The 13,262-nt window shown below is 38.3% G+C and carries 12 protein-coding genes and 1 pseudogene; 11 read left to right on the plus strand and 2 right to left on the minus strand.

Annotated features, from left to right (window positions below):
* The 5 genes from V7149_RS13340 to V7149_RS13360 all read left to right on the plus strand — a co-directional run.
* Positions 1 to 820: MurR/RpiR family transcriptional regulator (locus V7149_RS13340; protein ID WP_335346119.1), on the plus strand; the 820-nt coding region annotated here is incomplete at its 5' end.
* On the plus strand, positions 817 to 1,941 hold the full coding sequence (locus V7149_RS13345; protein ID WP_335346120.1) for a M20 peptidase aminoacylase family protein: 1,125 nt from the start codon (positions 817 to 819) through the stop codon (positions 1,939 to 1,941). The genes V7149_RS13340 and V7149_RS13345, both read left to right, overlap by 4 nt.
* A 97-nt stretch (positions 1,942 to 2,038) precedes the next feature.
* The gene (locus V7149_RS13350; RefSeq protein ID WP_438824115.1) at positions 2,039 to 2,656 is read left to right on the plus strand and encodes a GNAT family N-acetyltransferase; all 618 of its coding nucleotides are present in this window, start codon (positions 2,039 to 2,041) and stop codon (positions 2,654 to 2,656) included.
* A gap of 166 nt (positions 2,657 to 2,822) precedes the next feature.
* Positions 2,823 to 3,929, plus strand: a complete 1,107-nt coding sequence (menC, locus tag V7149_RS13355; RefSeq protein WP_335346122.1) for an o-succinylbenzoate synthase — start codon at positions 2,823 to 2,825, stop codon at positions 3,927 to 3,929.
* Between the two features lie 89 nt (positions 3,930 to 4,018).
* The gene (locus V7149_RS13360; protein ID WP_335346123.1) at positions 4,019 to 5,098 is read left to right on the plus strand and encodes a YkvI family membrane protein; all 1,080 of its coding nucleotides are present in this window, start codon (positions 4,019 to 4,021) and stop codon (positions 5,096 to 5,098) included.
* Positions 5,099 to 5,316: 218 nt separating this feature from the next.
* On the opposite strand, the gene V7149_RS13365 is transcribed toward V7149_RS13360, so the two are convergent.
* Positions 5,317 to 6,054, minus strand: a complete 738-nt coding sequence (locus V7149_RS13365) for an IclR family transcriptional regulator (protein WP_335346124.1) — start codon at positions 6,052 to 6,054, stop codon at positions 5,317 to 5,319.
* A 191-nt stretch (positions 6,055 to 6,245) separates the two neighbouring features.
* Here V7149_RS13365 and V7149_RS13370 point away from each other — a divergent pair.
* The 4 genes and pseudogenes from V7149_RS13370 to V7149_RS13385 all read left to right on the plus strand — a co-directional run bounded on the left by V7149_RS13370 (position 6,246) and on the right by V7149_RS13385 (position 11,162).
* A pseudogene (locus tag V7149_RS13370) lies at positions 6,246 to 7,100 on the plus strand (dimethylarginine dimethylaminohydrolase family protein).
* A 28-nt stretch (positions 7,101 to 7,128) separates the two neighbouring features.
* On the plus strand, positions 7,129 to 7,890 hold the full coding sequence (locus tag V7149_RS13375; protein WP_335346125.1) for a dimethylarginine dimethylaminohydrolase family protein: 762 nt from the start codon (positions 7,129 to 7,131) through the stop codon (positions 7,888 to 7,890).
* Between the two features lie 205 nt (positions 7,891 to 8,095).
* Positions 8,096 to 9,466 (plus strand): amino acid permease, encoded by a 1,371-nt coding sequence (locus tag V7149_RS13380; protein WP_438824116.1) that lies wholly within the window; start codon positions 8,096 to 8,098, stop codon positions 9,464 to 9,466.
* 76 nt (positions 9,467 to 9,542) lie between these two features.
* The gene (locus tag V7149_RS13385) at positions 9,543 to 11,162 is read left to right on the plus strand and encodes a M20/M25/M40 family metallo-hydrolase (RefSeq protein WP_335346130.1); all 1,620 of its coding nucleotides are present in this window, start codon (positions 9,543 to 9,545) and stop codon (positions 11,160 to 11,162) included.
* A gap of 60 nt (positions 11,163 to 11,222) precedes the next feature.
* On the opposite strand, the gene V7149_RS13390 is transcribed toward V7149_RS13385, so the two are convergent.
* The gene (locus tag V7149_RS13390; RefSeq protein WP_335346126.1) at positions 11,223 to 11,444 is read right to left on the minus strand and encodes a hypothetical protein; all 222 of its coding nucleotides are present in this window, start codon (positions 11,442 to 11,444) and stop codon (positions 11,223 to 11,225) included.
* A 161-nt stretch (positions 11,445 to 11,605) separates the two neighbouring features.
* Here V7149_RS13390 and V7149_RS13395 point away from each other — a divergent pair, with 161 nt between their 5' ends.
* Together V7149_RS13395 and V7149_RS13400 are read left to right on the plus strand one after the other, a co-directional pair.
* Positions 11,606 to 11,800 carry an IDEAL domain-containing protein gene (locus tag V7149_RS13395; RefSeq protein WP_335346127.1) on the plus strand — a complete coding sequence of 65 codons (195 nt, stop codon included), beginning with the start codon at positions 11,606 to 11,608 and terminating at the stop codon, positions 11,798 to 11,800.
* Between the two features lie 375 nt (positions 11,801 to 12,175).
* Complete coding sequence (locus V7149_RS13400) at positions 12,176 to 13,105, plus strand: nuclease-related domain-containing protein (RefSeq protein ID WP_335346128.1); 930 nt, start codon at positions 12,176 to 12,178, stop codon at positions 13,103 to 13,105.
* Positions 13,106 to 13,262 lie beyond the last annotated feature (157 nt).

A 13,262-nucleotide genomic window follows, 5' to 3' on the forward strand; every position in this document is an offset into this window, starting at 1 on the left:
CTCAAAGGGTCAGCAGAAGGTTGCGAATTATCTTCTCAAAATGCCTAAGGATTTTGCTTTGTTTTCCGCAAATGAAATCGGTTTCAAAGTGGGGGTTAGTGAAACGACTGTTATTCGATTTTGTTATGCGATAAAATTATCTGGCTTTTCCGATTTGCAAAAGAAGGTGCGTGAACTGCTCCTTTATCAGGAGAGCAGCCTTGGGACTTATCATACAAATAAGCTGCAGTTAGCCGAAGAGCCAAACTTTTTCGCCAAGGTCATGGAAAAGGATCGGGAGCGCATTAAAGAGTTGATGTCGCTTGTCAATGATGATGAATTGTATCGAATGGTAGATCAGCTTGTAAATGCGGAAGCAATCTATATTTCAGGAATGGGAACATCATTTCCGGCAGCAAATTGGCTTTCTTTTACACTTAGTTTAGTGAAGGATCGGGTTAAATTAGTCCGTTCCGATTCAGATGATATTGTTTTCACGTTAAGCGGGATGAATAGTCAATCTGTCATGATAGCCATTTCTTTTCATCGTTATTTAAAAGAGACGATCAAAATTGCAAAATTGGCAAAGCAGCAGGGGGCAATCATTATCGGGATTACAGATTCTCCTCAATCACCGATAAGTGAATATTCTGATATGCTATTTCCGATTTTTCCTTTTAATAAATCTGCCATAGACACGACAACAGCCCTATTTTCTTTTTTAAACGCGGTTGTTGCCGGTGTAACAGTAAAAAATTCAAATCGCTTTGAAAAGCGCAAAGAGCAATATGAAGAATTATTTAAAGATTATTTCTTTATTGATGGAGGGGAAGTTACTTGAAAGATCACTTAGATCAGCTTAAACCAACTATTAACTCCCTTTTTGATTACTTTCATCAACATCCTGAAGTTAGCTGGGAAGAGTTCAAAACGACTGAATATATTCAAACATTCCTTGAGAAGCAGGGCTTTAAAGTAAAAACCTTTGATGATTGTACAGGACTTGTTGCAGAAGTAGGCAGCGGAGATATTTGTGTAGGTTTACGAACGGATATTGATGCGCTTTGGCAGGAAGTTGGTGGAATATACAAAGCAAACCATTCTTGTGGGCATGACTCCCATATGACGATGATCATCGGAACGATGCTGCTGTTGAAGAAAATCAACTTTCCGAATAAAGCAAAACTAAAATTTATTTTCCAGCCCGCTGAAGAAAAGGGAACAGGGGCATTGAAAATGATCGAGAAGAATGTAGTAGATGATGTTGACTACTTATACGGTGTTCATCTAAGACCTATTCAGGAGCTAGAAGATGGATATGCTGTACCTGCCGTTTATCATGGAGCTGCTAAGTTTATTACGGGAGAAATAATTGGTGAAGATGCACATGGAGCAAGGCCACATCTAGGCCAAAATGCCATTGAAATTGGTGCCGCAATCGTCAATGAAATTAAAGGCATTCATCTAAATCCAATGGTTCCGTACTCAGCAAAAATGACTAAATTCCATGCTGGCGGCGATTCAGGCAATATCATACCGGGCAGAGCATCCTTTAGCCTTGATGTACGAGCGCAAACGAATCAAGTAATGGAAGAGTTAACGGGGAAAATTGAGAATATTTTTAAACAAATAAGTTTATTGTACGGGGTAAACATTCCATTTGAAACAAAAGCGAATGTAGCTGCTGCGGAGGTAGATTTGGAAGCAGTTGTATTTATGAAGCAGGCTATTATAGATACGCTAGGTGAAACTGGGCTGAAACAGCCTATCATTTCGTCTGGTGGCGAAGATTTTCACTTTTACACTTTAAAGAGACCGAACATAAAAGCAACGATGCTAGGACTTGGTTGTGGGTTAACGCCAGGCCTCCATCATCCAAACATGACATTTAATCGTGAGGCGATGTTCTCAGGAATTGAAATTCTAACGAGAACTATTATGAACACATTGGCAGACAACTAAGAGGGTGATTATCTTGAATGGAAATTTTGAAATACGAACTTTACACAGCAGCAGTGAAATGAAGCTTGTTCAAAAGCTAGAAGAAGAAGTATGGAATATGAGTGCCATTCCGATTCATCAAACGGTTACGGCTGCAAAAAATGGCGGCATTATGTTAGGTGCTTTCGATCAAGAAAAACTAGTTGGATTCAGCTACGGATTTCCTGGATTTGATCAAAAGCAAACCTATCTCTGCTCTCATATGCTCGGAATCCACCCTGAGTATCAGGAAAAAGGGATTGGTGCAAAGTTAAAAGTAGAACAAAAAAGAGAAGCTGCCGAAAAGGGATACGAATTGATCATATGGACATTCGACCCGCTTGAAAGCAGAAATGCCTACCTCAATATGAATAAGCTTCGCGGCATCTGTTGCACCTATATAGAAAATTGCTACGGTGAAATGGAGGACGGACTGAATAGCGGGCTGCCATCTGATCGATTTCAAATCGATTGGTGGATTAATAGTGAGCATGTCTCAGACAGTAAAAGTTTGAATGAGGTCCAGTCTAACGAAGGAATTCATCTGATCAGCTGGGAGACAACAAGCAATGGACAGCCCAAATTAGGGGATTTAGATCAAGGAATGATGACAAATCTAACAAACATCGATCNNCGATCAGCCCCTCCTTGTACCAGTACCTGCAAATTTTCAAGAATTGAAAAAAACAGATCATGAGCTAGCCGTTGACTGGCGTTTTAAGACAAGAAAAGTCTTTCAGCACCTTTTTGAAGCAGGTTATGCTGTAGTAGCTCTGCAAAAAACAAATGATTTGCCTGTTCATTATTATGTTATAACGAAGATACAATCACTTAGTATTAAAAAGTAGAAAAGGTGGATACCGATGAAATTAAAAGAAATTACTTTGCGTCATTTAAAAATGAGAATGAAATCCCCATTCACAACAAGCTTTGGAACAATGCAAGACCGGGAGTTTATTTTGCTTGAAGCAAAGGATGAAAATGGAAATAGCGGCTGGGGCGAGTCTGTTGCCTTCCATTCGCCTTGGTATAATGAAGAAACATTACAAACAAATTGGCATATGCTCGAGGATTTTCTTATCCCGCAAATATTAAATAAAGAGATTAAACATCCTGATGAAGTTTCTGAAATCTTTTCGTACATTCGGAAAAATAATATGGCAAAATCTACCCTTGAGGGAGCGGTTTGGGACCTTTATACTCAAGAACAAGGAATTTCACTCGCGAAAGCACTCGGCGGAGAAAAATCAAAAATTGAAGTTGGCATCAGTATTGGTATTCAAAACACAGTGGATGATCTTCTGAAATTAATTGATGAATATGTAACTGAAGGCTATAAGCGGATGAAAGTGAAAATTAAGCCAGGCTGGGATGTAGAGGTTATGAGGGAAGTTAGAAAGCATTTCCCTAATGTTCCTTTAATGGCTGATGCAAACTCAGCATACCGCTTAGAGGATATCGATCATCTGCGTGCCTTGGATGAATTTGATCTCATGATGATTGAACAACCATTAGCATCTGATGATATTATCGATCATGCCACACTTCAGAAACAAATTAATACGCCTGTTTGCTTAGACGAAAGTATTCATTCATACGAAGATACTCGTAAAGCAATTGAATTAGGAAGCTGCAAAATTATTAATATTAAAATTGGCCGTGTCGGAGGTTTGACAGAGTCAAAACGAATCCATGACCTATGTAAACAGCATGATATTCCGGTTTGGTGTGGAGGAATGCTTGAATCAGGTATCGGCAGAGCACATAATATTGCACTCACAACTTTAGATAATTTCATACTGCCTGGAGATACAGCTGGATCTTCTCGTTATTGGGACAAGGACATAATTGATCCGGAAGTAGTTGTAAAGGATGGTTTTATCACGGTTCCTGATACACCTGGAATTGGGTATGAACCAAACAGAGATACGATTAAACAATATACAATTACTGAAAAAACCTTTTCCTAAGTGATTTTAAAAAGGGTTGAAGGAGATGGGAGGTTCTTCTTCTCCTTTTAGAATAAATTTTCAAAAAATTCAATTATACGGGGGCATTTATGAAAAAGAGTATTCAAATGGCAGGTGCATACATCGGTACAGTTGTCGGAGCCGGTTTTGCTTCTGGACAAGAAGTTTTGCAGTTCTTTACTAGCTTTGGATGGTTAGGATTTTTTGGAGCGATCTTGGCAACCTTACTATTTGCTTTTTTAGGAATGAATATTATTCAAATCGGGAGCCGTCTGCAAACACATTCCCATAAAAATGTCGTATATAGTATTTGTGGAAAATATTTAGGAATTGCAGTAGACTTTATCATTACTTTCTTCTTATTTGGAGTTGCAGTGATTATGTTTGCGGGTGCTGGTTCAACGTTCCAACAGCAATTTGGCATTCCAAGTGCAATCGGAAGTTTGATCATGGTAGTACTAACAATCGTTACTTGCTTCTTTAATGTGGAAAAAGTACTTAATATTATTGGGGGTATTACCCCAGCATTAATCGTGTTAGTTTTGTTGATAGCAGGATATGCATTATTCACAATGGATGCTAGCTTTGCAGAGCTTGACAAGCTGGCTGAAGGGCAAAATGCAGCTGCCTCAAACTGGTTCCTTTCTGGTTTATTGTATGTTTCTTTTAATATCACTTGTGCGATTCCAATGCTTGCAGTTATGGGCGGAACGACAAAGAATTTAAAGATCGCCGGAATGGGCGGTATTCTTGGCGGAGTCGGATTAGGTCTTATGCTTATTCTCATTAATGTCGGCATGTATACAAGATTAGGCGATATTGGCGGTTTAGATATTCCGATGCTTTACTTGGCAAATGAAATATCTCCAATTGTCGGAATTTTCATGTCTATTGTCCTTTTAGCGATGATTTTTAACACAGCAGTAGGAATGCTTTATGGGTTCGCTGTACGGGTAATGAAGCCAGGTACGATGAAATTTAATGGATTTGTCACAGCAATAGGTTTTGCAGGATTTGCTGCAAGCTTCGTAGGATTTACAAAACTAGTTGGAACATTGTACCCAATTACTGGTTACCTTGGGTTTGCTTTGATTGCCGCAGTTATTGTTTACTGGGTAAGAGGTAAAAGAAATAATCAAAACCAGCAAGAACATAAGATTGCTTCTTAAATAATAGAAACCCTTTTAGATTGCGGTAATAAACGTAATCTAAAAGGGTTTTTTCCTTTTTCTGAATTGTAGGCAATGAAACTAGCGTTTATTTGATATAGCTATTAACCAAGAGGCCCAGCCAATTCTTGGAGGATTCAGTTTGGCTTGTACATTTAAGTAGGAATTTCAATGGACCATTCAATGTAAGGGTTTTGCAGGGACTTCTTTTAAAACGATTACCGTCTGGACCCTAATTTAGCCGAAATACGCTTTCCGGTTTCCATCACTTTTTTGATTAAAAAATCATGCCTGTTTTGAGATACATTGAAATTGACATATCCTATACTGACAGCGCCTATTAAATCATTCCATTGGTTGTAGATCGGTGCTGCTACAGATGATGTGCCTTCCGTTCTTTCTCCATGGCTAATTCCATAGCCTTGAGATCTGATTTGTTTGAGCATATTTAAGAAGCTCATCTTTTCTTCTTCTTTCACAATCAAATTTACGATTTTCAACATTTCCTCAGCAGGCATATGTGCAAGCATTGTTTTATTGGCAGCTCCGATATTCATCGGGATCCGTATTCCTAATTGGTCATTAATTCGAATCGGATTGGTCGGGCAGTCAATTCGTTCAACAACAATCGATTCCAGTCCAATTGACTTACTATAATATATGCTTTCTTCTGCCTCAAGCATTAATTTCTCCATTTCTGGACGAATCAAATTAACAAAATCAAAACTATCATATAGCTGTAAACCATACTCAAGCCAAGTGTTTCCTAAAGAGTATAGCTTTGAATCGGGATCTTGCTGAACAAGTCCATGTTTTTTCATTGCTTGTAAAAGTCTGTGCATCGTACTTGCCGGTAAATCACACTCTTTTGATAGATCTGTTATGGACAGCCACATTTTATCCTGATTATTTGCTAAGGCTTTCGTTACTTGCATAGCACGGTCAATCGTTTGCATAAATTTGTCTCCCATTCCATTTATATATTTCTATTATATATAAAATATTGAAAATTAAAAGATTCCTTCAATTCAAAAAATATTGACATAGTTCTTTATCTACTATAATATCAGAATTATAAAATTCCTAACAGAGGAATTTGATTCCGTTAGGTGGAAAAGGAGGAGTTCGAGTGGATTACTGTCAATCTATGTACAAACAACTTACATCAGTAGTAGTAAAACACCCAAACGATGCTTTCATTAGCCAAGAAAACTTAAGTAAGGAATGGGAAAGATTTAATTATATAGAGGAACCCAATTTTGCCGAGGCTCAGGAGGAATATGAAGAATTCCTTTCCATCCTTAGCAAGCATGTCGATAATATTGAATATTTACCTGCTTCAAATCAAGTTGGCCTAGACTCCCTTTATACTCATGACCCAGTCAAATTTACAGGGAAAGGAGCAATCATTTTAAAATCGGGAAAAAAACTGCGTCAAAGCGAAGCATTGGTTTATAAACAATACCTTCAAGAAAAGGGCATACCAATCCTTGGGGAGCTAACAGGGAATGCGATGGCCGATGGAGGAGATATCGTATGGTTGGATGACCGTACACTTGTTGTAGGCCGCGGCTACAGAACGAATGATGAGGCAATACGCCAAATTAGAGAAATGACGAAGGATTTAGTAGATGACTTTATCGTTGTTCAACTCCCGCATGATCAGGGAGAAGCAGAGTGTCTGCACCTCATGTCTTTTATAAGCATGGTAGATTCCGACTGAGCCGTAGTTTATTCAAGATTAATGCCCGTATTCTTAAGACAACTATTGATCGAGAAAGGTATTCAATTAATTGAAGTTTCTGAAGAGGAATACCATAACCTCGGTTGTAACGTCTTAGCATTAGCACCGCGAGTTTGTATGATGGTTTCTGGAAACCCTTCCACGAAGCAGCAATTAATTGATGCAGGAGCAACAGTTTATGAATACAAAGGCCGTGAAATCTCGTTCTTAGGTACAGGCGGACCAACTTGTCTAACTGGTCCTGTTATCCGTAAATAACAGTCAATTATTTCGAGGAGGATTAGAAATGTTTAAAAATACGATTGTAAAAACACCTGGAGAAACTTATATAAATGGATTAACAACTTCAGATTTAGGAACACCAATCTATGAAAAAGCGTTGGAACAGCATGAAGCGTATATAGAAGCTTTAAAAAAGTGTAATGTAGAAGTGCATGTAATGCCAAAGAATGCTGATTTCCCGGATTCAACATTTGTAGAGGATACAGCTGTACTAACATCAGAATTTGCCGTTATTTCAAATCCAGGCGCACAAACAAGAAACGGCGAGATTATCGAAATGGAGCCTGCTGTTAAGTCATATTATGAAAAGCTTTATTATATTAAAGCGCCAGGTACGGTAGATGGCGGAGATGTACTTCAAGCAGATGATCATTTTTATATCGGTCTTTCTGAACGTACAAATCTAGCGGGTGCTGAGCAATTGAAGGCAATCTTAGAATCTGAAAACTACAAAGCTACCATTATTCAGCTGGAAAAGTTCTTCCATTTGAAAACAGGTATTTCTTATTTAGGAAACGAAACCATGGTTCTTGCAGGTGAGTTTATCAACCATCCTGACTTTGCTTCTTACAAAAAAATTATTGTACCAGCTGAGGAAGAATATGCAGCAAACTGTATTCGCGTCAATGACTACGTTATTATCCCAGCTGGCTATCCAAAAACAAAGCAAATGATTAATGAAGCTGGGTATCAAACGGTTGAGCTTGATATGTCGGAATTCCGTAAATTAGATGGTGGCTTAAGCTGCTTATCATTACGATTCTAGAAAGATTTGTTGAAATAGAAGGAGCTGAAAGAGGGCAGAGAGACATATTGCTTAAATCAGCTTCTCCTCACCCTAGATCTTGCACAATTATGTAAGGGTTAACAATCATTTGAAAATTCTACGAAAAATAAGCGGGAATTGTATATTGAAGGGTGTGAGTCGTGTGGTCAATAAGGAATTACAAGATAACCAGTTGAATCGTTCGATGAAGAGGCGGCATTTATTCATGCTTTCTCTTGGAGGGGTTATCGGAACAGGATTGTTTCTAAATGTGGGTTATACGATAAACCAATCTGGGGCTGGCGGCGCATTAATCGGGTATTTATTTGGGGGATTAATTTTATACCTCGTTATGGTGTGTCTGGGGGAGCTTGCCGTCTATATGCCGGTTACCGGTTCTTTCCAAGCATATGCAACTAAATTTATTAATCCTTCAGCTGGCTTTGCTTTAGGCTGGATGTATTTCATCGGTTCAGCAACAACTGCCGGGGTTGAATTTACCGCAGCAGGAATTATTATGCAGCGCTGGTTTCCAGATGTCTCTATTTGGATTTGGTGTGCAATATTTATCGTATTGTTATTCTCACTCAATGCCCTTACAACAAAAGGGTTTGCGGAATCAGAATATTGGTTTGCAGGAATTAAAGTTGTAGCAGTCATTTTCTTTATCATCATTGGGGCAGCCGCTGTCTTAGGGATTATCCCGTTGGCCGACCGCCCAGCACCACATTTCCAAAATTTAGCACCATCCGGACTTTTCCCAGCTGGGATTGCAATCCTTTTTGTTACTATGATGAATGTAATCTTTTCCTACCAAGGGTCTGAACTAATTGGAATTGCTGCAGGTGAAAGTGAAGAGCCTGAGAAGAATATTCCACGTGCAATCCGAAATGTACTTGTTAGAATTATTGTGTTCTATATTTCTTCTATTATTGTATTATCAGCTATTTTTCCATCAGCTGAATTGGGATTGCTAGAAAGTCCATTTGTAACTCTTATGGATTTAGCTGGTATACCGTACGCACCAGATATTATGAACTTCGTTATTCTGACAGCGATTTTATCCGTTGGAAACTCTTGTTTATACGCTTCAACACGTTTGCTTTGGGCGATGGCACATGAGGGAATGGCACCGAAACGCTTCGGAAAGCTATCAAAACGAAAGGTACCATTTGCTGCACTAGTCTTTACGATGCTTTTTTCCTTATTATCATTGTTAACTAGTGTAATAGCTGCCGATACCGTTTTCGTCCTTTTGATGTCTATTGCAGGGATCTCAGTTACAATCTCGTGGATGGGCATCGCACTTTCACAGTTTATGTTTAGACGGAAATATATACAAGCGGGCGGAAAAATTGAGGATTTGAAATATAAAGTTCCATTATATCCGTTAGTTCCGATCATTTGTATCGTATTTTGTTTAGCCATCCTGATTTTCTTAGCATTTGATCCAACACAGCTCGTAGGATTATTAGTTGGAATAGGCTTCCTTGTTGCATGTATTTTATTCTATCGATTTAAACTTGCAAAAAATGAAACGGCACAGGCAAATTCAGATATTAATAGAACTGTATAAAGATTACTTGATTACATTTATAATTTAAGGATTTGTAAAATTTCGAATAAGAGGGAAATCAAAAGGAGTTTTGATGATGACACAACTTAGATGGGGAGAACCGGAATCGTTACGTAAATTATTATGCGAGGTTGTAAGCTGGAAAAGCATGACCCTTACAGAAGGAGAACGTGAATTTCCTGTTAAACTCCTAGCCAAGCTCCAGGAACTTGATTATTTTACTCATCATCCTGATCATTTAAGACTGGATGATGCAGATTTGGGCCGTCGTTTTCTTACTGCGCTGTATAAACATCCCGAAGCTAGTGAAACGATTGTTTTAATTAGCCATTTTGACACGGTCAATACGGAAGAATATGGGGATATTGAGCCCCTTGCCTATCAGCCAGAAGCATTGACTAAATTACTCCATGAAAGAATTCATGACCTGCCTGAGGACGCGAAACAAGATTTATTATCTGGTGAGTATTTATTCGGCAGAGGCACAATGGATATGAAAATGGGCCTTGTTATGCATATGAGCTTGATAGAAAAAGCATCGATCGAGCAATGGCCAATTAATCTACTATTACTAACAGTTCCGGATGAAGAGGTTAATTCCTCAGGTATGCGAGCAGCTGTTAACAAGCTTTTAGAATTAAAGGAACAGCATAAATTGACCTATAAGCTTTTCTTAAATGGTGAACCTGTATTTACCCAAGAGCCTGGAGACCGAAAATACTATGTGTATTCTGGCACCATCGGTAAAATTATGCCATCCGCTTTATTTTATGGAAAAGAGACACATGTGGGAGAACCTTTGAGTGGCATTACAGCTCCTTATATTGCATCATTTTTGACACAGCAAATGGAATGGAATCCCGGATTTCAAGAATCGGTATTAGGAGAAAAGACTCCACTTCCAGTAACCCTTCAGCAAAAGGATTTGAAATTGGAATATTCAACACAAACGCCATATCGTGCTGCAGCCTTATATAATGTCTTTCTAATGAAAAAGAATGCTTCTGAAATTATGAATTTATTTGAAGAAGTTGCACAGGAAGCAGCAAGGGCCTGTAATGAAGCATACAAAAAAATCTGTTTAGGCCAAGGCGTTGCTCCTGTTGGAGAAGTGCGTGTACTCCGCTATGAGGAACTGCTAAAATATGCGATCGGAAAGATTGGTGCAGAACATGTTGAGGAAATCAAAAGGAATATCCTTGCCAACAAAGATTGGGATGACCGTGAAAAGTCACTTCGCATTGCTGATGCCTTGATTATTCAATGTCAGGAACTAACACCTGCAATGGTTTTACTTTATGCACCGCCTTACTATCCAGCTATCAATTCTTCAGAAGATGAGCTTGTCAAAAAATGTGTGGATTATGTGAAGGAGGAAGGGCTTCAGAAATTTGACTTACCTGTTCACCAAATTCACTACTTTAATGGAATCTGTGATTTAAGCTACGTGAATTATAAGGATGAAGGGGAAGGCTGGACAGCATTTGTCACAAACACTCCTGTTTGGGGAGAGAGCTATAGCATCCCATTTGAGGGAATGAAACTGCTTGATGCGCCTGTATTAAATGTCGGTCCATTCGGAAAGGATGCTCATAAACGAACCGAACGCGTTCATATGAAGAGCGCTTTTGAAGAGGTTCCTGCTCTTGTCGAAGGTATGATAAAGATGATGGTGCATGAGAAAGTTTACGTGTAATTTATGAAAAAAAGAGACATCTTCTAAGGAAATGGGGGGGATGTCTCTTTTGTTTCGGGGTTAAGAAGTTTTTTTCTGCTGATCACTTTTTTCAATGAGTGATCCTTTTTTAATCCAATATTGGAAATTGTCCAATGGAAAGACACCTCTGCAATCAGGGTTATACATTTGCACAACGACACTTTCTGGGTTTACTTCTATAATCCTTAGTGATTCAGACTTAGCGAGATTTGGGATAAAACAGCTTTTCATTTCAAATTCCATATTATTGTGTAAATTCATCCTTCACACTTCCTTAAAAAATTGATGATATTCGCTTCATTTATATGTTCCCCAATGGATTCCTTCTTATCCAAAAATTGGACAAATTTACACTGAAAAATAGATTGAATTATCTAATTATTACTGCTAAAATAGAAAAAAGGTCAAGGAGTTGGTTTACGATGGAAAAACATTTATTGAATTCGGCTCAACAACACGAAGAGAACATGGATGAAATTCTTGCAGAGCAATTTTTAAACAACACCTTGCTGACATTTCGAAGAGCACGGCTCAAATTGGAAATTGACAGAACCCTAATTGAACGGAACAAAAAAGAATTTATGCGCCTAACGGAAGAATTAAAGAGCATTTCATAGAGTAAATTGAAGGCTGCCATCTAAAGATGAGCAGCCTAAATTTTTGAGGGGGATTACGTCATGACTACACGAGCAATACATATTTCGGATGAAGCATTGATGAAGCTCAGGGAATTGCTTGAAGTAGATTTGGATCAATCTGTGAGGTTAAAAGCCTATCCTACAGGTGAATGCTGAGGAAATGTTGAATTTATGTTGTCCCTGGATGGGGCAAAGGACACAGATGTAAAGTTTATGATGGATGGCCTTCCCTTTGTGATGGATAGGCATTCGGAGGTTTTTATTTTTAAAACGTTGTGTATTTCTATCGGTGAAGATGGGGGATTTGTCGTTGTGGATCGGTTTTTGTAAAATGGATTAGAAGATTAAAAGGATGTGAGAGATATTATTATTAAAGCTCGTCATGAACCAGAAGAATTAAAGTTGCTAAAATGCTTGAAAGTGAGAATGGATTTGTCAGAAAAAGATAAGAATACTCTTTCTAATCTCGAAAAGGGCTATGAAGGTGAGGTTCTTTTCGACAGTTGGGTAGAGGATCTTTCAAGTGATTGGATTATTTTAAATGATTTATTATTCGAATCTAATAATACTGAATTTCAAATTGACTCCTTATTGATTTCCTCAGAGACCATTTATCTGTTTGAGGTAAAAAATTATGATGGCGATTTTTATACCGAAGACGATAAATGGTTTTCCCAATCAGGAAAAGAAATTAATAATCCACTGTATCAGTTGGAACGTAGTGAATCCTTATTTAGAAGACTGCTTTACGATTTCGGCGTCAAAACTCCAATTAAATCCTTCGTATGCTTCGTCAACCCCGAATTCCACTTATACGAATCCCCACACAACCAGCCTATTATTTTTCCTACACAGCTTCCACGATTTATAAAAAAAATGCAAAAGAACCCTCCAAGAATCCAAAAAACACCCCTAAAGCTCGCAGAAAAAATTGCTGCAGCCCACATGACTGAATCCCGACACAAGCGGGTTTATGAATATCAATTTGAGAAATTAAAAAAAGGAATCCGCTGTTTAAAATGTGTATCGTTTATGGCTGATTTTAGCTCAGAGCAATTTGTCTGCAATAGATGTGGAGTTAAAGAAAAAGTGGCAACCGGGATATTGCGAACTGTGGAGGAGTTTATTCTTCTTTTTCCAGAGAGAAGGATTACCACTAATGCTATTTATGAATGGTGTGACGGAATTAAGTCTAAGAGGACAATTCGAAGGATTTTATTGTTAAAATATAAGCCATTTGGAAACGGTAAAGACAGTTATTTTGTTAAAATGCCAGATAAATAAAAATCGAACTTACTAGTGAACCGAGAAACACGATTTTGAACAGGTTTTTCGTAAATCGCTGAAAGCTGTCCAATAACTCAGGTTTGTTGGACAGGTTTTTGGAAAAGCGCTGAAAGCTGTCCAATAACGCAGGTTTGTTGGACAGGTTTTTGGAAAA

It is taken from the genome of Bacillus sp. JJ1503, from assembly GCF_036965125.1.
Taxonomy (GTDB): Bacteria; Bacillota; Bacilli; order Bacillales; family Cytobacillaceae; genus Cytobacillus.

Bases quoted from the DNA above. Each gene is read 5' to 3' on its own strand.
- V7149_RS13375 (WP_335346125.1), top strand. From the start codon at position 7,129: ATGTTTAAAAATACGATTGTAAAAACACCTGGAGAAACTTATATAAAT.
- menC (WP_335346122.1), top strand. From the start codon at position 2,823: ATGAAATTAAAAGAAATTACTTTGCGTCATTTAAAAATGAGAATGAAA.
- V7149_RS13395 (WP_335346127.1), top strand. From the start codon at position 11,606: ATGGAAAAACATTTATTGAATTCGGCTCAACAACACGAAGAGAACATG.
- V7149_RS13385 (WP_335346130.1), top strand. From the start codon at position 9,543: ATGACACAACTTAGATGGGGAGAACCGGAATCGTTACGTAAATTATTA.
- V7149_RS13380 (WP_438824116.1), top strand. From the start codon at position 8,096: ATGAAGAGGCGGCATTTATTCATGCTTTCTCTTGGAGGGGTTATCGGA.
- V7149_RS13390 (WP_335346126.1), bottom strand. From the start codon at position 11,444: ATGAATTTACACAATAATATGGAATTTGAAATGAAAAGCTGTTTTATC.
- V7149_RS13360 (WP_335346123.1), top strand. From the start codon at position 4,019: ATGAAAAAGAGTATTCAAATGGCAGGTGCATACATCGGTACAGTTGTC.
- V7149_RS13365 (WP_335346124.1), bottom strand. From the start codon at position 6,054: ATGCAAACGATTGACCGTGCTATGCAAGTAACGAAAGCCTTAGCAAAT.